Below are 17494 nucleotides of genomic sequence, written 5' to 3'. Positions count from 1 at the left end.
CGATGAGCAAGACGATTTTAATTATCACCAACAGCCAGGATCTGCACGCCGACCTGGTCGCCGCCAGGCTCACGGCCGGCGGGCACCCGCTGTTCCGGCTGGACCTGGACCGCTTCCCGCGCGACTTCCAGACCTGCCAGCGGCATGCCGGCGGCGCGCTGCACAACAAGATACGCCGCCGCAGCGACGAGCATTGGCTCGACCTGGCCGAGGTGGGCGCGGTCTGGATACGCAAGCCGGGCGAATTCACCTTCCTCAGCGACGAGCTGGCGCCGCAGGAACTGGCCTACGCCAGGCAGGAGGCGGAGCACGCGTTGTTCAGCCTGCTCTACACGCTGGACTGCTACTGGGTCAGCCACCCGCTGGCGCTGCGCGGCGCGCAGTGGAAGGGCGAGCAGCTCAAGCGCGCCGCCCGCATGGGCTTCCTGGTGCCGGACTCGCTGACCACCAACGCGCCGGATGAGGTGCTGGCGTTCAAGCACGACCTGGCCGGCGACATGATCTTCAAGTCGCTGTCGGATCCGATGCTGGCCGGCGGCGAGCTGGAGCCGGAGCAGCGCAGCAACGGCGGGCTCGGCACCACCATCGTCGACGACGACATGCTGGGCAACGTCGAGGCGGTCGGCCAGTTGCACTGCCACTTCCAGCGCTACATTCCCAAGCAATACGAACTGCGGGTGACGGTGATCGGCGAGCGCGTGTTCGCCGCCAAAATCCACAGCCAGGACGACGCCCGCACCGCCGTCGATTCGCGCGACATGTCGGCGCCGATCCGCTACGAGGCGGCGCAGCTGCCCGACGAATTGCGGCGGCGCTGCGTGGCCTTCGTGCGCAGCTACGACTTGCACTACGGCGCGCTGGACCTGATCGTCACGCCCGGCGGCGAGGTGGTGTTCCTGGAAAATAACCCGGCGGGCCAGTTCCTGTACATCGAACAATTGATACCGGAGTTTAAGATGATCGACGCCATGGCCGAGACGCTGGTGGAGGGCGCGCTATGCCACTAGAGCACAGCGCGCTCGCCGCCCACATCCGCGAGTTGGAGGCCGTGCGCGACAGCCGCGTGCTGGTGCTGGCCGCGTCCCAGCTGGAGATGGAATTGCTGCCCGCGCTGTACGAACGATGCCGCGACCTGGCCCCGGCGCGGCGGCTGGACGTGGTGCTGCACGGACGCGGCGGCGTGGTGCAGGCCGCGCGCCGCATCGCGCTGCTGCTGCGCGCGCAGGCCGAGCAGCTCTGCTTCATCGTTCCCTACCACTGCGAATCGGCGGCCACGCTGCTGACCCTGTGCGGCGACGAGATTATCGCCGGCCCGCTGGCGCTGTTCTCGCCCATCGATCCGCTGCTCAACGGCGCGGACGGCACGGCGTTCTCCGGGCTCGACATCCAATGTCTCGGCGACATGGCGCAGCAGTGGTTCGGCGTGCCGGCCGACGAGGCGCGGCAGCAGGCGCTGGCGCTGCTGGGCGGCAGCGTGTTCCCGGCCAGCCTGGGGGCTTTCTACCGCAGCACGCTGGAGCAGAAGCAGATCGGCGAGCAGCTGCTGGCCTTCCACCTGCCCGGCGAGGACGCGGCGGTCCGCAGCCGGCTGGTCGGCCAGCTGATGGCCGGCTACCACTCGCACAACTACGCGATCACGCGCGAGGAGATGGCGGCGTTGGGCCTGCGCGTGCGCGGCGACGCGGCGGTCGAACGGCCGGCGTGGGAGATCTCGCGGCTGCTGCAGGGCCACATCGGCGGCGGCCAGCGCGCCAGCGAGGAGGCGCCGTGGTGCGACGCGCTGTTCGCCACACGCTACGGCGCCAGCGAGCGCTGCCGGCATCCTGGCGGCCTGGCGCCGTCGTGGAACGTGGAGCGCTATCCGCGATGAGCACCGGCCAATTCCTCGGCGAGATCCTGCGCTACTTTGTCGCGCTGCTGATGCTGGCGGCCGCCACCGCCAAGCTGCGCGACCTGGCCGGCTTCCGCGATAACCTGGCCAGCCTGTTCGGCATGGGGCCGGCGCTGCGCGCGCTGGCGGCCCCGGCGGTGGTGGCGGCGGAACTGGCGGTGGCCGCGCTGCTGCTCGGCGGCCTGGCGCGCGCCGGCTTGCTGGCCGCGTTGCTGATGCTGGGCGTGTTCACGGCGCTGGTCGGCTACAAGTTCTATACGCAGAGCGTGGTCCGCTGCGGATGCTTCGGCGAGGCCGAGCGCTCGCTGTCTGGCCTGGACCTGCTGCGCAACGCGCTGGTGATGGCGGCGATCGGCGCCGGCCTGGCGCTGCCGGCCGGGTTCGCACCGCCGTGGCACGTCGCGGTGCTGGCGGCGTCGCTGGGCTGCCTGGCCTGCGTCGTCGCCGTGCACTTCCACGAGATCGTCCACTTATTGAGTCCAAGCGATGGATAGCCAGATCCTCTACCTGACCCTGGCGCTGCTGGCCCTCGGCCTGGCGCTCAATATCAAGCTGACGCTGTCGGTGCTGCACACCACGCGGCGCGAGCGCGACACGCTTGAAGCGTTGCCGCCGGGCGCGCCCGTGCCGGCGGTGCCGGCGCGCGCGCTGCGCGGCGGCGTGGTGCATCGCCTGGGTGCCGAAGGGCAGGCGGCGGCGCTGCTGTTCTTGTCGAGCAAATGCCCGAAGTGCAAGACCAAGCTGGCCGAGATCGGCGGCATGCTGGCGCCGGCCGAGCAGGCGGGGCTGGACATCTGGATCGTCAGCCACGAGCCGGCCTGGCGCCTGCGCCAGTTCCTGCGCGGCTTCCCGCTGACGCGGGCGCTGCGGGTAACGATGCGCGACTACCGGCTGCTCAATCCCACGCTGGCCTCGCCGGCCTACATGATGGTCAATCATGAGGGCGTGCTGGAAGCGTCCGGCATGATCGGCGACGACAACTGGCTGGAGTTACGCGCACAGCTCGTCGACTGCGTGGCCGAGACCGCAGCGGAGGGCGCGCCATGAACTTCGAGCCCCATCTCGAACGGCTGCGCCTGATCTATCCGGTGCGGCGCCAGGTCGGTGCGGCGGTGTTCTTCATGGGCCTGGGCGTCTTGATCCAGCTGGTCTTCCCCAAGGGCGTGGCCTACTTCATCGACCACGTCCAGGAGCTGCGGCTGGAGACGATCTCCGCGCCGGTGGTCGGCCTGGGGTTGCTCTGGCTGCTGGTGCAGGCCGCCGCGTCGACGCTGCGCTACTACTATTTCGAACTGGCCGGGCACCTGATCATCAACGGCGTCCGCCGCCGCCTGTTCGATGTGCTGATCAACCAGCCGGTCTCCTTCTTCGACCGCCACCACGTGGGCGAGATCACCAGCCGCCTGAGCGGGGACGTGCAGTCGCTGCACCAGTCGCTGACCATGGGCGGCGCCAACTCGCTGCAGTCGCTGTTCATGTTCGGCGGCGGCGTGGCGATGCTGCTCTACATCTCGCCGCTGCTGAGCGTGATGCTGCTGGTCTTCGTCCCGGCCAGCCTGTACTTCGGCAAGGTGTCGGGCGCGAGCCATCGCGACTACGCCAAGGCGGTGCAGGCCTGCATGGCCGACAGCGGCCGCGTAGCGCAGGAGCACTTCGCCCATGTGCGGCTGGTGCACGCGTTCAACCAGCAGGGCGGGGCGTCGGCCAGCTATGCCGAGGCCTGCCGCCGCCTGCTGGAGCTGTCGATGGCCGGCACCCGGCGGCAGTCGGCGTTTCGCGCCGGCCTGTCGGTGCTGGACTTCGGCGCCTTGCTGTGCGCGCTGGGCCTGGGCGCCTACCTGATCGGCAAGCGCGCGCTGTCGGTCGGCGACCTGATGGCGTTCGTGATCTACTCCAACATCGTCACGCAGGCGGCCGGCGCGCTGAGCGAATCCTGGAACATGTGGATGCGCAGCATGGGCGCCACCGACCGCATCTTCGAGATCATGCGTACGCACCGGCCGCCGCCGGCGCCGCGTACGCAGGCGCCGCTCACCGGCCGGCTCGGTTTCGAGGACGTGGTGTTCAGCTATCCGGAGCGGCCCGGCGTGCGGGCGCTCGACGGCGTCGGCTTCGGCATCGCGGCCGGCGAGAAGGTGGCGCTGGTGGGCGCATCGGGCGCCGGCAAGTCCACCGTCGCCGCGCTGGTGCTGGGGCACTATCAGCCGGACGGCGGGCGTCTGCTGTTCGACGGCTTGCCAGCCGCCGGACTGGACCTGGCCGCCATCCGGCGCGGCATCGCGGTGGTGGAGCAGGAGCCGTCGCTGTTCTCGGGCAGCATCGCCGACAATATCGCCTTCGCCGTGCCGGAGCGGAAAGTCCCGCTGGAGGAGGTGATGGCGGCCGCGCGGCTGGCCCACGCGCATGAGTTCATCCAGGCTTTCCCGCAGGGCTACGACACCGTGGTCGGCGAGCATGGCGTGCAGCTGTCCGGCGGGCAGAAGCAGCGGATCGCGATCGCCCGCGCGCTGTTGCGCGATCCGGCCATCCTGATCCTGGACGAGGCGACCAGCGCGCTGGACGCCTCCAGCGAGCAGCTGGTGCAAGGCGCGTTGGACCGATTGATGGCCGGCCGCACCACCATCATCATTGCCCATCGCTTTTCCACCATCGCCAAGGCCGACCGCATCCTGGTGCTGGAGCAGGGGAGGCTGGTGCAGCAGGGCAGCCACGAGCAGCTGGCGCGGCAGCTGGACGGCGCGTATTTCAAACTGGTCAAGGATCAGATGTTCGCGCCCAGGCCGGAGGCGCCGCTGCCGGCGTGACGGCGCGGGGGCGTTCTGGCGGCCGGCAGCGTCAGGCGGAAGCGCACCTGGCCGGGATTGGGGTCGGCCAGCGCCAGGGTGCCGCCGTGGGCCGTGGCGATGTCGCGCGCCAGCGACAGGCCCAGGCCGACGCCCGGCACGCGCCGCTGGTGCGACTGGTCGGCGCGGTAGAAGCGGTCGAACAGGCGGTGCCGGTGCTCGGGCGCGATGCCGTCCGAGGCGTTGCTGACGTCGATGCGCCATTGCCCGCTCTTGCATCGCGCCGACAGCGCGATCCAGCCGCCCGGCTGGCCGTACTTGATGGCGTTGCTGACCAGGTTGTGCAGCACCTGGCGCAGCAGCTCGGCGTCGCCGCGCACCGCGATGCGGTCGGGCAGCTCAAGCCGCACCGGCCGCGCGTCGTCCAGCAGGCCGATGTCCTCGGCCAGCTCGTCGAGCGCCGGGCGCAGGTCCAGCGGACACATGGGGATGGCCAGCTGGCCGGCGTCGGCCCGCGCCAGCAGCAGCAATTTGCGCACGATGCTGTCGAGCCGCCGCACCTCGTCGAGCATGTTGGCCAGGCCTTCCTCCAGCACCGGGTCGGCGCCGGCGCGGGCGAAGCTGCGTTCGAGCTCGCCCTGCAGGATGGTCAGCGGCGTTTTCAATTCATGCGCGGCGTCGCCGGAGAAGCGGGCCGCCTGCAGGAAGCTGCGCTGCAACCGGTCCAGCATGCCGTTGAACACGCTGACCATCTGGGCGAACTCCAAATCCTCCTCGGCGGCCGAGACCCGCTGGTCCAGGTCGCTCGCGGTCAGGCGCACCATGACGCCGGTCAGGTGCTGCACCGGCCGCATGGCGCGTCCGGCCAGGTACCAGGCCAGCGCGCCCATGGCCACGGCCAGCACGCCGATGGCCGCCGCGAAGCGGACCAGGCTGGCGCGCACCTGGGCGTCCGACAGGCTGCGGTTGACCGCCACCCAGATCGTGACCGGGCCGTGCGTGACGCTGCCGATGCGCCAGCTCTGGCCGGCGCCTTCGACGGTGTGCAGGCCGGGGCCGCTCGGAGGGGCGGCGTCGCCGAGGATGCGTTGCCAGGCCGGGCTGCGGTAGCGCGTGCCCTGGCCGGCGTCGTCCACCCGCAGCAGGGCGTAGGTTTCCGGCCCGATGCCGGGCGGGGCGAAGCCGCCGAAGCTGGCGTTGAGCTGGGCGTCGGTGGCCGGCCACAGCGCCTGCGGCGTGGCCTGGAAGCCGGGGCCGGCCAGGTGGGCCGACAGCATGTGGTCGATGATGGCGGCGCGCCGCTGGACGATGGTGTAGCTGGCCATGACGTACAGCAGCACGATGGCGGCCAGCGCGGTCAGCGTCGAGCCGAGGGCGATGCGCAGCCGGAACGAGCGCAGGCGCGGCCAGCGCGCCCTCACGCCGGGGCGTCCGGCTGGCGCAGGCGGTAGCCGACGCCGCGCACGGCCTCGATGGCCACGCTGTCGGGCAGGTCGAGCTTCTTGCGCAGGCGCTGGATGCACACGTCCACCATATTGGTCTGCGGCTCGAAGTCGTAGCCCCACACATGTTCCAGGATCTGGGTGCGGGTGTAGACCCGGCCCGGCGAGCGCAGCAGGTATTCCAGCAGGTTGAACTCGCGCCCGGTCAGCTCGACGGCGCGGCCGTCGACGTCGGCCACCCGGCTCAGGCGGTCCAGCCGCAGCGGGCCCAGGGTCAGCACGCTCTGCCGCTCGCCGCTGACGCGCCGCAGCAGCGCGTGGATGCGCGCCACCAGCTCCTCCACGTAGAAGGGCTTGGCCAGGTAGTCGTCGGCGCCCAGGTTGAGGCCCTGCAGACGGTCGTCCAGTTCGTTGCGCGCGGTCAGCAGGATGACCGGCACGTTGCGGCCCTCGCGCCGCATGGCCTTGAGGATGGACAGGCCGTCGCGGCCCGGCACCATCACGTCCAGCAGCACCACGTCGTACTCGCGCGACAGCGCGTAGTCGTAGCCAAGATTGCCATCTTCGCAATGGTCGACCAGGAAGCCGTGTTCGCGCAGGCCGGCGCACACGAAACTGGCGATACGTTGTTCATCTTCTACTAAAAGCGCTTTCATATGGGCATTGTCCGGGCTGGCCCGGCCGCCGTCAATGGCGGGTTTAGCGCTTTTATTACAGCTTTGTAATCGTTGTGTTTGCCATCCTGTCATTTTCCCTTGATTTAATGCAAGCGTACCAAACCATAACAAGGGGTAAAGATGAGTATCGGCAGCTGGTTCAAAAAACACGTGGAAAAGCCCATCGTCAGCGTGGTCGACAAGGTCGGCGACACCATCAAGGACATCGGCAGCGACCTGAACGGCATCGGCGACGCCTTCGACGTGGTCGGCAACGACATCACGGCGGCGGCCAAGAGGATCAGCGAACTGGGCTACACCAAAAAGAGCCTGGGCAACGGCGACAACAACTACACGGCCAGCTCGCTGGGCGCCAACATCATCCACGGCGACGGCGGCAACGACACCATCACCGTCACGGCCGGCGCCTACAACAACCTGTACGGCGACGACGGCAACGACACCATCGTCGTGCGTGTGGGCGGCTACAACCGCATCGACGGCGGCAACGGCGACGACACCATCCGCGTCGAGGTTGGCGTCTACAACAAGATCAGCGGCGGCGCCGGCAACGACTCGGTCACCGTGTCGGCCGGCGCGGCGGCCGACGTCGACCTGGGCGACGGCAACAACAGCCTGTCCATCAACAGCGCCTACAACGAGATCACCGCCGGCAACGGCAACGACCGCGTGACGGCCAACGGCGGCTGGAACAAGATCGACGTCGACGGCGGCGACAACACCATCACCGCCAACGGCGGCGCCAACACCGTCAGCACCGACAGCGGCAACGACAACATCACCGTCAACGGCGGCGCCAACAAGGTCAACGCGGGCGACGGCTGGAACGTCATCAACGCCGGCGGCGCCTCCAACGTCATCAACACCGGCAAGGACGCCGACACCGTCACGGCCGACGGCGCGAGCAACGTCATCAACACCGGCGGCGGCGACGACCGCATCACCGTCAAGGCGGCCAGCAACGTGATCGACGCCGGCGAGGGCACCAACACGGTGACGGCCGACGGCGGCAACAACCACATCACGGCCGGCGCCGGCGACGACACCATCAAGGCCAACGGTGCGGCCAACGAGGTCAAGGCTGGCAACGGCAACAACAACGTCACGCTGAACGGCGCGGCCAACGTGGTGAGCTCGGGCTCGGGCGCGGACACGGTCACCGCGGCCGGCGGAGCCAACGTCATCGGCACCGGCGCCGGCAATGACCAGGTGCAGGCCACCGGCGGCGCCAACGTCATCAACGCCGGCAGCGGCAACGACACCGTGGTGGCGCTGGGCGGCGCCAACGGCATCACCGCCAGCGACGGCAAGGACAACATCGTGGCCGGCGGCGGCGCCAACGTGGTGATCGACGACGGCGGCAACAGCAACATCGTGCTGGGCGGCCTGCTGAACATCGCCTACACCGGCGGCAGCGGCAACAAGGTGGCCGCGCTGGGCGACAGCAACGCGCTGGTCAGCAACCAGGGCGGCAACATCGAGGCGGCGGTCGGCGTCAACAACGTGATGCTGGCCAACGGCAGCGGCAACACGCTGGTCGGCGTGGGCGGCGCCAACCTGGTGGCCACCACCGTCGGCGGCGACACCGTGGTGGCGCTGGGCGGCACCAACGTCGTGCTGACCGAGCTGGGCGGCATGGTCAAGGCCGCCACCGGCGGACTGGGCAAGGTGCTGGCCGACGCCATGCCGAGCAAGGCGGCCGCCACCGCCATCAACAACGCCAGCGCCAAGCTGGCCGCTGGCATCAACAGCGGCGCCGGCAACGACACCGTGGTGGCCGTGGGCGGCAACAACGTCATCTACACCGGCGCCGGCAAGGACGTGGTCACGGCGGCCGGCGGCAACAACATCGTGCTGGCCAACGGCGGCGACAACATCACCACCGCGCTGGGCGGCAACAACATCGTCGTCAACACCGCCGGCAACAACGTGGTGACGGCGGCCGGCTCGGTCAACGTCATCGTCACCGGCATCGGCGACGGCCTGGCCGACGTCACCGCCAAGCTGGGCAGCGCGGCCGGCGGCGCCACCAAGGCCGTGGCCTCCTTCATCGGCAGCAATGTCGCGCATGGCGACGGCAACGACGTGGTCAGCGCCATCGGCTCGACCAACGTGATCTACACCGGCGGCGGCAACGACGTCGTGACCGGCATCGGCGCCAACAACGTGGTGTGGAGCGGCAGCGGCAACGACACCGTCACCGTGTTCGGCGCGCGCAACGTGGTGTGGGGCGACGCCGGCGCGGACACCGTGACGGCGGTCGGCGCCAACAACCTGCTGGCCACCGGCAACTACGCGGAGATCGCCGCCACCGCCGTCGGCCTGGTCGACTCGCTGGCCTCCGGCGTGGCCGCCACCGACCTGGTCTCCAAGGCCGGCCTGTCGGGCGCGGCGTCCAACCAGAGCGGCCATGACGTGATGACCGCCTTCGGCAAGAACAACGTGCTGATCGGCGGCAGCGCCGACACCGTGGCCACCGCGCTGGGCGTGAACAACCTGGTGGCGACCGGCGCCGGCAACGACGTGGTCAGCGCCATCGGCAGCAAGTCCGGCATCGTCACCGGCGCCGGCAACGACGTCGTCACCGTGGTCGGCACCTACAACGTGGTGTCGGCGGGCGAGGGCAACAACGTCGTCACCGCGCTGGGCAAGGGCAACCTGATCGAGGGCGGCAGCGGCGACGACGTGCTGACTGCGCTGGCCTTCGGCACGGCGGCCAAGTCGGTCAACGTCAACGGCAACCTGATCGTGGCCGGCGACGGCAACAACGTCGAGACCGTGGTCGGCAAGGACAACGGCGTGATCGGCGGCAGCGGCAAGGACACGCTGGTGATGGTCAGCTACGGCGGTGGCAACACCAGCACCACCACCAACGAGGTCGAGGGCAGCAACCAGACCACCACCAGCACCACCAAGGGCAGCACCCAGCTCAACGTGGCCTGGACCGGCGCCGGCAACGATACCGCCGTGGTCTACGGCGACCACAACGTGGTGCTGTCGGATTCGGGCGACGACTTCCTGGTCGTACTCAACGCCGGCAGCAAGCTGAGCTACTCCAGCACGACCACCGAGGCGGTGGAAGGCTCGGACAAGGCCCAGACCACCGACTCGACCAAGGTCAGCCTCGACACCGGCATGAACTTCGTGCACGCCGGCGACGGCAACGACACCCTGATCCTGGCCGGCACCACCACCATCGGCATGGGCGGCAACGGCAACGATTTGATCGTCTCGTCGGGCCAGAACAACATCGCCCTGGGCGGCGCCGGCAACGACACCATCATCGGCCTGGCCGAGATCACCGTGTTCAACGCGGCCGAATCGATCGTCGAGAACGACTACGAGTCGGCCGGCGACTGGGTGGGCGCGGCCATGAACGCCAACTTCATCCGTTCGCAATACGGCGCGCTGTCCAAGGGCGACCTGGGCAAGATCAACCTGGTGGGCAATGTGATCATGGGCGGCGACGGCGACGACACCATCTTCGCCACCAACGCCGGCACCTACGTCGGCGGCGGCAACGGCAACGACACCATGATGGGCCTGGGCTGGGGCGTGATCGACCATCTGCTGGTGGGCAAGGCCAACGCGCTCAACGCGGCCTGGAACGACGCCGGCAAGGGCTTCGACGCCATCACCAAGTATCTGAACTCCACCTTCACGGACGAGATCAGCAAGGGCTGGGCGGGCGTGGCCGACAGCATCAAGGCCGAGCTGGCCAAGGCCACCGCCAGCGGCGGCAAGCTGGCCGACAGTCTCAACGCTGCCGCCAACGACGCGCTGAACGGCATCACCAACACCGCCGGCCTGTCGTCGTCGGGCATCGACGTGGCCACGCCGCTCAAGTCCGCGCTGGACAGCGGCAAGAGCGGCCTGACCTCGGCGGTGAACGGCATCAGCAGCGGCGTCAACTACGTGGCCGACGCCGACGTGGGGACGGCCCTGGCCGACGCCACCGACTGGCTGGGCAGCGCGTTGAAGACGGCCTCCAACGCCAGCGGCGACGGCGTGAACTGGCTGGGCAAATACCTGGGCATCAACCTGCACCTGAGCGAGTACAAGGGCGCCGACTTCTTCATCGCCGGTTTGCTGGCCTACACGCTGGGCTACAAGTACGCCGGCAACAACCGCCTGTTCGGCGGCGCCGGCGACGACACGCTGTACAGCGGCATGGGCAACGATTCGCTGAACGGCGGCGCGGGCAAGGACACCTATGTGATGTCCATGGGCGACGGCAAGGACACGGTGCATGAGGTGGCCGGCGGCAACGACGTGCTCAAGTTCACCGGTAACAAGTTGTTCAGCAGCGTGACCATCGCGGCTGACCACGTCAAGGCCAACATCGACGGCTCGGACTTGGTCATCAACTATGTCGACGGCGGCAAGTCCTACGCGCAGTTCACGGTGGCCGACTACGCCAAGGTCAACATCGCCGAGGTGGACCTGGTCGATGCCAGCGGCAAGCAGGTCGCCGCGATCAACTTCGCCGATCTGGTGGCGCACGCCGACCAAGGCAGCAGCCCGTATGAGATGGCTGCCACTTGGACGGCCGACCGCATGCACACCTTCGCCGACTTGATCACCGCATCGATCACGGGCGGCAGCGCCGGCGTGCAGTTGGTGGGCGTGGCTAGCTAAGTCAGATCGGCTCAAGACAAGGCTGAAGACAGGTGGCGCATGCCGCCGGTCTTCAGCTTTTTTTTCGGGCGAAAAAAAACCGCCCGCCGCGGGGCGCGGTGGGCGGCAAACCACATGACAAGCTTTACGGCGCTACGCGCAGCTGATATACCGGTATCACGCTGACGCCGCGCATGGTGGCGATTTGAGGCTGGCCCGCGAAATCGGGGCGCGCCTCTTTCGGCAGGTAGATGGGCGCATCGGCGCGCAGCGGCAGGACGGAGACGGTCAGCGGCTGGTCGAGCAGGGCGCAGGCCTGGCGCAGGCCGAACTGCCACTGATAGCCGCTGTAGTACCAGTCGTCCAGCATGCGCGTGCCCGAGTACAGGCGGCCGATGTCGCCGACGAAGTCGATCTGCAGCAGCGCGTCGTCCAGCCCACGCAACTGCTCGCGCGGGACGTTGATCTGCCACGCACCCGCCGCCTTGAAGTTTTCCGGCAGCGGTTGGACAGCGGCTTTCGCACTGCCGCCGATGACGATGGGCGCAGCCTCCTGCGCCGCGCGCGTCGGCGTGACAATGGCCTTCAGATCGCGAACAGGCAGCTCCGCTTCGAAGGCCTGGAAAATGCCGTCGTTGCCTGCCTCGCGCAGGGTGACGCGTTGCCCGGCAGCCGGCTTGTCCTTGCCACTGGAAGCCGCCGCTGCCCACGCGGGGCTGGCGGTGCTTGCCGTCGGCTTGCCGCTCAACGCGGGATAGACGGCGAAGCGGAACTTGTTGCTGCCCGTCGAACGCATTTGCAGCGCACCATCGGCCACGTAGGTTTGCTGGCCGCTCAGGATCAGGCGGCGCTGGCCGCCCAGTTCCGCCACGCTTAGTTGCTGCGATTGTTCCGCCGTCAGCACGACGACCGTCAACGGCCGCTTGCCTTCGCGCTGCACGGTCAGCGCCGCGCCGGCGCCTGGCTGCACGCCGCTCACCAGCGCACGGCCGCCGGCGACGGCGACCTTCGCACCGCCATCGGCATGGATCTGCGGTGCGAGCGCTGCATCGAACGCCAACTCCGCCGGCACGCCAGCGCTCGCGCCGAACACCGCCACCACGCCAGCCTTGCCCTGGTCGAGCAAGGCCAAAGGCTGCGCCGTCGCGTAGGCGAGATTAACACCGTCCAGATCAAGATTCAGCGGCCAGATGAAGTACGTCCCATCGGCGATATCGACCGGCGCGCTTGGCAGCGTGACCGTCTGGCCCGGCAGCTTGACCGAGAACTGCGTGCCCCGCTGCGCCGCCATCGGATACTGCCGCACGTGGTTGTTCACGAACAGGAAACCGCGATCGCCTTCGCTGCGCACCGCGAAGCGCGCCGTCTTCAAATCGTCCGGCGTGGCCGGCGAGGCGTCCGGTTTGCGCACCGTCATCGGTGCCAGCCGCGAACCGAAATCGTGCAGGAACAGATGGAAGGGCCGCAGCTTCTCCAACACCTTGCGCTGCTGGCCGTCCGGCCCGAGCGGGGCCTGGAAGTCGTAGCTGATCATGGTGGTGTCGTTGTAGCCGCCGCTGAGCGAGCTTTCCTCCATCGAGGTGCCGCCCAAACCAGTCGGATTGCGGCCGCCATGGAACATGTAGTAGCCCATCAAATTCACGCCGGAACCCAGCTGCACCGGCAGCATCGACGCGATATCGTCCGCGCTCACCACCGTGCGGCGGCGATACATGAACGGCAGGCCCGCGCCGTATTCCGCGCCGAGGAAGGGCGTCACGTCCTTGTCCGTCTCCGCCGTGCCGGGCGCGTGGGCGACGGTCTGCGCACCCAGGTCGCCGCTGACGCGGGTATCGAAACGGAAGGCGTAGGTCTCCTTCGGCGGCAGCTCGCTGGTGCTGGTGCCCCAGGGCTCGTCGGGATAACCGCCGAACACCGGCGTCACTTCGCCGGTGGGATAGATGGTGCCGTCCCAGCCGGTGACGGTGTAGTAGGGCACGTCCATGCCCGCCTTCAGCGCCAGCTTCTTCAGCGCGGCGATGTGCGCCGCGCCCTTGCCGGGACCATCGATGTTGTATTCGTTTTCCAGCTGGATGCCGATCACGCGGCCGCCATCCTTCCACAACTGGCCCTTGAGCTGCGCGCCGATCTGCGTGTACAGCTTCTCCACCAGCGCCATGTACTGCGGATCGTTGGAGCGGGTCGGCATGGCGTTGACCACCCAATCCGGCACGCCGCCGTAGCGCACTTCCGCGTGCGCCCACGGGCCCACCCGCACCACCACATCCAGCCCGGCCTTGGCGGCCAGCTGCACGAAGCGGCGCAGGTCGCGGTTGCCCTGCCAGTCGAATTGGCCGGCCAGCTCCTCGTGATGGTTCCACATCACATAGCTGGCGACGATGTCGATGCCGGCCGCCTTCATCTTGCGCAGCTCCGCCTCCCACTGCGAGGCGGGCGTGCGGCTGTAATGGAATTCGCCCATCACCGGCAGCCACGGGGCGCCGTTGCGGGTCAGGTAGCGCGCGTTGGCGCCTAGCCTGTCGCCGTTGGGTGCGACCGAACTGCCCATGCGCAGCGCCGCAGCTTTCGGTGCGGGAGTTGTTGCGCTGGCATCGATGGACAAGGTATCGGCGCCGGCGACGCCGCCCGCCAGGGCGCCCACGATCAGCGCGGCGCCCGAACGGCGGCTAAACAAAAATGGCATGGCTATCCTTACCACTCGGCGACGCTGCCGTCCGCGTGGCGCCACACCGGATTGCGCCAGTCCGGCGCGTTGAGGCTCGCCTCCAGCACGCGGGCCTCGTCCACCACCACGCCCAGGCCGGGCTTGGGCAGCGGCTTCATATAGCCGTCGGTGATGAGGAAGTCTTCCTTGTTGACGACGTAGTCCAGCAGCTCGCCGCCCTTGTTGTAGTGGATGCCCATGCTCTGCTCCTGCAGCACGGCGTTGTACGACACGAAGTCCACGGCCAGGCAGGCCGCCAGCGCGACAGGGCCGAGCGGGCAGTGCGGCGCCAGCGTGATGTCGTAGGCTTCCGCCATCGAGGCGATCTTCATGCATTCGGTGATGCCGCCGGCGTGCGACAGGTCCGGCTGCGCGATCGACAGGCCGCCGGCGTGGAACACGTTCTTGAATTCGAAGCGCGAATACATGCGCTCACCGGCCGCCAGCGGAATCGAGGTGGTCGCGGCCAGGCGCGGATAGTACTCGGCCTGCTCGGCCAGCACTGGCTCCTCGACGAACAGCGGGCGATACGGCTCCAGCTCGCGCAGCAGCACCTTGGCCATCGGCGCGGCCACGCGGCCGTGGAAGTCCAGGCCGAACTCGATGCTGTTGCCGAAGGCGGCGCGGATCTCGGCCACGCGCTCGACCGCCTTGTCGACGGCGGCGGCGGTGTCCAGCATGCCCAGTTCCTCGGTGGCGTTCATCTTGAACGTATTGAAGCCGCCTTCGCGCAGCTTGCTGATGTGCTCAATGATGTCGGAAGGACGGTCGCCGCCCACCCAGCTGTACATCTTCATGCGGTCGCGCACCAGGCCGCCCAGCAGCTCGTACACCGGCTTGCCCATGACCTTGCCCTTGATGTCCCACAGCGCCTGGTCGATGCCGGCGATGGCGCTCATCGTGATCGCGCCGCCGCGATAGAAACCGGCGCGGTACATGGTCTGCCACAGGTCGTTGATGCGGGACGGGTCCTGGCCGATCAGATAAGATTCCATTTCCTGTACCGCCGTCTCCACGGTGCGCGCGCGGCCTTCGATGACCGGTTCGCCCCAGCCGACGACGCCTTCATCGGTTTCGATCTTGAGCAGCATCCAGCGCGGTGGTACACGGTAGGTCGTCAGTTTGATGATTTTCATAGGAGAGAGAGGGTAAGTTCAGGAACAGTGCTCAGTCTAAGCCTGCCCGCTAGACTGGAAATATGATTAATTCGTAAGTAGGCATATCATTATCGGATAGCTTCCCGGGCGCCGCCCAGCTATCCGATATCGGCATGGCAAGCGCCGATTTATTCATATCTGCGGCGGTGGCGGGCCGCTTAGACTGGCGCGGTCACATCATCCATCCGGAGCCCCCGCAGCATGAGTCCAACCAGTACGTCCACCGCTTCCACGACCGGCATCCTGTTGGCGCTCGCCGGCCAGGCCGGCTGCGCGCTGCGCTGGGATCCGCAGGCCGCCTGCTGGCGCTGGCCGGACCCGCAGGGCGGCCAGTTGTACGCCTGGCCGCGGCACGACGGCAAGGCGGCCGGCGCGCGCCTGCAGGAGAGTGCCGGCGTGATCGCCTGCTGCAGCTCCGGGCGCATGCTGCTTGGCCAGGGCAAGCGCCTGGGCATGGTGGAGCTGACACCCGCCGGGCAGCCCGGCCGCCCGCTGCAGGCGCAGGTGCTGGCGACCATCGACGCCGCCGAGGCGCGCACCGTCATCAGCGACGGCTGCACCGACCGGCATGGGAATTTCGTCTTCGGCACCGCCAACACCGGCGCCGACCAGCGGCCCATCGGCAGCTTCTATCAATATTCGACGCGCCACGGGCTGCGCCGCCTGGCCTTGCCGGTGGTGGTCACGGCGCGCAGCATCGCCTTCAGCGTGGACGGCACGCGCATGTACTTCGCCGACGCCGCCCGGGGCGGCATCATGCAGTGCCGCTACGACGCGGAGCGCGCCAAGGTGGGCGAGATCCGCGAGTTCGCGCAGGCGTCCGAGCGGGGCGCCGCCACCGTCGACAGTGCCGGCATGCTGTGGAGCGTGCAGGCCGGGGGGGTGGCGCAGTACTGCGCCGACGGCCATTTGCACCGCCGGATCGCGCTGGAACAGGAGCAGCCGTCCGGCATGGCCTTCGGCGGCGCCGACGCGCGCCAGTTGCTGCTGCTGGGCGTGCGCGGCGGGCTGTATGGCCTGCCGCCCGCCTTGGCCGAGGAGCTGGCGCCAGGCGTGGCCGATACACCCTTCGACGACGGCCCGGCCGTCCGCCGATTCCCAACGCCGGCGCCAGGGTGATTGACGCTGCAACGGCGCGCCCTTATGATGGGCGATCCAGAAAATCACCCCTATGACCGATTCAAGCTCCGACCGCTTCGTCCGCTCCCACCTGAAAACCCGCCATTTGGTGCTGCTGGTCGAATTGGGCCGGCACGGATCGATCGCGCACGCGGCGCAGGCGGCCAACCTTACCCAGCCCGGCGCGTCCAAATTATTGGGCGAGCTGGAACACGCGCTGGGCGTGCAATTGTTCGAGCGCCTGTCGCGCGGCGTCGCCCCCACCTGGTACGGCAAAGTGCTGATACGGCGCGCCGGCGCCGCGCTGGCGGAGATGGACGCGGCCCACCAGGAGGTGATGGAGCTGTTGTCCGGCCTGCGCGGGCGCGTGGGCATCGGCACCGTGCTGGCGCCGGCCACCGGCCTGGTGCCGAAGGCGATCAACCTGCTCAAGGCGCGCCACTCGCGGGTGCACGTCGCGGTCAGCATGTCGACCAGCAAAGCGCTGGTGGAGCGCCTGCGTGGCGGCGAGCTGGATCTGGTGGTCGGCCGCATTCTCGACACGGCGGCCGCCGACGAACTCAATTTCGAACCGCTGACCGACGAGCCGCATCTGCTGATTGCGCGCGCCGGCCATCCGCTGGCCGGCCGCGCCGACCTGCGGCTGGAGGACCTGATGGCGCAGTGCTGGATACTGCCGCCGGCCGGCAGCATCCTGCGCGACCGTCTGACCGCGCTGTTCCTGTCGCACGGCCTGGAACAGCCGGCGGAAACCGTCGAGACGCTCGACCTGCCGGTCGTCGCCAGTCTCCTCATGAGCAACGACATGATCGTCGCGCTGCCGTCCGACGCCGTGCAGCCGTACCTGGAAGCGGGCCTGATGACGATACTGCCGTTCGACCTGGGCGTGAGCATGGATTCGTTCGGCATTGTGACGCGCAAGCGACACCAGCTCTCGCCTGGCGCCGACGCCATGCTCCTCGCGCTGCGCGACGCCGCGGCCAGCATCTATCCTCACTATCGTCCTCCCGCGTAAGCGACCTCAAGCGTGATATACGAACTTCGTATGGCCCGCGCTGAATAAGCTATTGGAAGTGATTCTTTCGTTTCGCTAGCATCCAGTTA

The 17494-nt window shown here is 68.5% G+C and carries 12 protein-coding genes; 8 read left to right on the top strand and 4 right to left on the bottom strand.

The window, feature by feature from the left end:
- Positions 1–2 precede the first annotated feature (2 nt).
- From HUX88_RS24220 to HUX88_RS24200, 5 genes are read left to right on the top strand one after another with little or no spacing between them, the layout of a single operon-like run.
- The gene (locus HUX88_RS24220) at positions 3–1007 is read left to right on the top strand and encodes a RimK family alpha-L-glutamate ligase (RefSeq protein ID WP_176363421.1); all 1005 of its coding nucleotides are present in this window, start codon (positions 3–5) and stop codon (positions 1005–1007) included.
- Positions 998–1870 (top strand): hypothetical protein, encoded by an 873-nt coding sequence (locus HUX88_RS24215; protein WP_176363420.1) that lies wholly within the window; start codon positions 998–1000, stop codon positions 1868–1870. The genes HUX88_RS24220 and HUX88_RS24215 overlap by 10 nt, the downstream gene beginning before the upstream one ends.
- Complete coding sequence (locus tag HUX88_RS24210) at positions 1867–2385, top strand: MauE/DoxX family redox-associated membrane protein (RefSeq protein WP_176363419.1); 519 nt, start codon at positions 1867–1869, stop codon at positions 2383–2385. The genes HUX88_RS24215 and HUX88_RS24210 overlap by 4 nt, the downstream gene beginning before the upstream one ends.
- The gene (locus tag HUX88_RS24205) at positions 2378–2938 is read left to right on the top strand and encodes a redoxin domain-containing protein (protein ID WP_176363418.1); all 561 of its coding nucleotides are present in this window, start codon (positions 2378–2380) and stop codon (positions 2936–2938) included. The genes HUX88_RS24210 and HUX88_RS24205 overlap by 8 nt, the downstream gene beginning before the upstream one ends.
- Entirely contained in the window at positions 2935–4695 is a 1761-nt protein-coding gene (locus HUX88_RS24200) for an ABC transporter ATP-binding protein (RefSeq protein WP_176363417.1), read from the top strand. Before HUX88_RS24205 ends, HUX88_RS24200 begins: the two co-directional genes overlap by 4 nt.
- Here the strand turns inward: HUX88_RS24200 and HUX88_RS24195 are convergent.
- Both HUX88_RS24195 and HUX88_RS24190 read right to left on the bottom strand, forming a co-directional pair.
- Entirely contained in the window at positions 4653–6095 is a 1443-nt protein-coding gene (locus HUX88_RS24195) for an ATP-binding protein (RefSeq protein WP_176363416.1), read from the bottom strand. The two genes, HUX88_RS24200 and HUX88_RS24195, sit on opposite strands and share 43 nt — an antisense overlap.
- On the bottom strand, positions 6092–6772 hold the full coding sequence (locus tag HUX88_RS24190) for a response regulator transcription factor (protein WP_176363415.1): 681 nt from the start codon (positions 6770–6772) through the stop codon (positions 6092–6094). Before HUX88_RS24190 ends, HUX88_RS24195 begins: the two co-directional genes overlap by 4 nt.
- Before the next feature lie 141 nt (positions 6773–6913).
- On the opposite strand from HUX88_RS24190, the gene HUX88_RS24185 reads away from it, so the two are divergent.
- Positions 6914–11431: an S-layer family protein gene (locus HUX88_RS24185; RefSeq protein WP_176363414.1), complete on the top strand. Its 4518-nt coding sequence runs from the start codon at positions 6914–6916 to the stop codon at positions 11429–11431.
- A gap of 124 nt (positions 11432–11555) precedes the next feature.
- On the opposite strand, the gene HUX88_RS24180 is transcribed toward HUX88_RS24185, so the two are convergent.
- Together HUX88_RS24180 and dgoD are read right to left on the bottom strand one after the other, a co-directional pair.
- Positions 11556–14093, bottom strand: coding sequence for a beta-galactosidase (locus HUX88_RS24180; RefSeq protein WP_229219510.1), 2538 nt, complete (start codon positions 14091–14093; stop codon positions 11556–11558).
- A gap of 8 nt (positions 14094–14101) precedes the next feature.
- A complete protein-coding gene (dgoD, locus tag HUX88_RS24175; protein ID WP_117011791.1) occupies positions 14102–15250 on the bottom strand; it encodes a galactonate dehydratase in 1149 nt (382 codons plus the stop codon).
- 222 nt (positions 15251–15472) lie between these two features.
- Here dgoD and HUX88_RS24170 point away from each other — a divergent pair, with 222 nt between their 5' ends.
- Both HUX88_RS24170 and HUX88_RS24165 read left to right on the top strand, forming a co-directional pair.
- Complete coding sequence (locus HUX88_RS24170; RefSeq protein ID WP_176363413.1) at positions 15473–16390, top strand: SMP-30/gluconolactonase/LRE family protein; 918 nt, start codon at positions 15473–15475, stop codon at positions 16388–16390.
- A 52-nt stretch (positions 16391–16442) separates the two neighbouring features.
- Positions 16443–17405, top strand: coding sequence for a LysR substrate-binding domain-containing protein (locus HUX88_RS24165; RefSeq protein WP_176363412.1), 963 nt, complete (start codon positions 16443–16445; stop codon positions 17403–17405).
- The last annotated feature ends 89 nt before the right edge of the window (positions 17406–17494 follow it).

Origin of the sequence: Duganella sp. BJB1802 (assembly GCF_013369445.1) — a bacterium.
GTDB classification, from domain to species: domain Bacteria; phylum Pseudomonadota; class Gammaproteobacteria; order Burkholderiales; family Burkholderiaceae_D; genus Rugamonas; species Rugamonas vulcania_A.
This window is presented reverse-complemented; position numbering and strand designations above follow the sequence as displayed.

Coding starts and splice junctions, on each gene's coding strand:
- HUX88_RS24165 (WP_176363412.1), top strand. CDS start 16,443: ATGACCGATTCAAGCTCCGACCGCTTCGTCCGCTCCCACCTGAAAACC.
- HUX88_RS24190 (WP_176363415.1), bottom strand. CDS start 6,772: ATGAAAGCGCTTTTAGTAGAAGATGAACAACGTATCGCCAGTTTCGTG.
- HUX88_RS24205 (WP_176363418.1), top strand. CDS start 2,378: ATGGATAGCCAGATCCTCTACCTGACCCTGGCGCTGCTGGCCCTCGGC.
- HUX88_RS24185 (WP_176363414.1), top strand. CDS start 6,914: ATGAGTATCGGCAGCTGGTTCAAAAAACACGTGGAAAAGCCCATCGTC.
- dgoD (WP_117011791.1), bottom strand. CDS start 15,250: ATGAAAATCATCAAACTGACGACCTACCGTGTACCACCGCGCTGGATG.
- HUX88_RS24200 (WP_176363417.1), top strand. CDS start 2,935: ATGAACTTCGAGCCCCATCTCGAACGGCTGCGCCTGATCTATCCGGTG.
- HUX88_RS24220 (WP_176363421.1), top strand. CDS start 3: ATGAGCAAGACGATTTTAATTATCACCAACAGCCAGGATCTGCACGCC.
- HUX88_RS24210 (WP_176363419.1), top strand. CDS start 1,867: ATGAGCACCGGCCAATTCCTCGGCGAGATCCTGCGCTACTTTGTCGCG.
- HUX88_RS24180 (WP_229219510.1), bottom strand. CDS start 14,093: ATGCCATTTTTGTTTAGCCGCCGTTCGGGCGCCGCGCTGATCGTGGGC.
- HUX88_RS24215 (WP_176363420.1), top strand. CDS start 998: ATGCCACTAGAGCACAGCGCGCTCGCCGCCCACATCCGCGAGTTGGAG.
- HUX88_RS24170 (WP_176363413.1), top strand. CDS start 15,473: ATGAGTCCAACCAGTACGTCCACCGCTTCCACGACCGGCATCCTGTTG.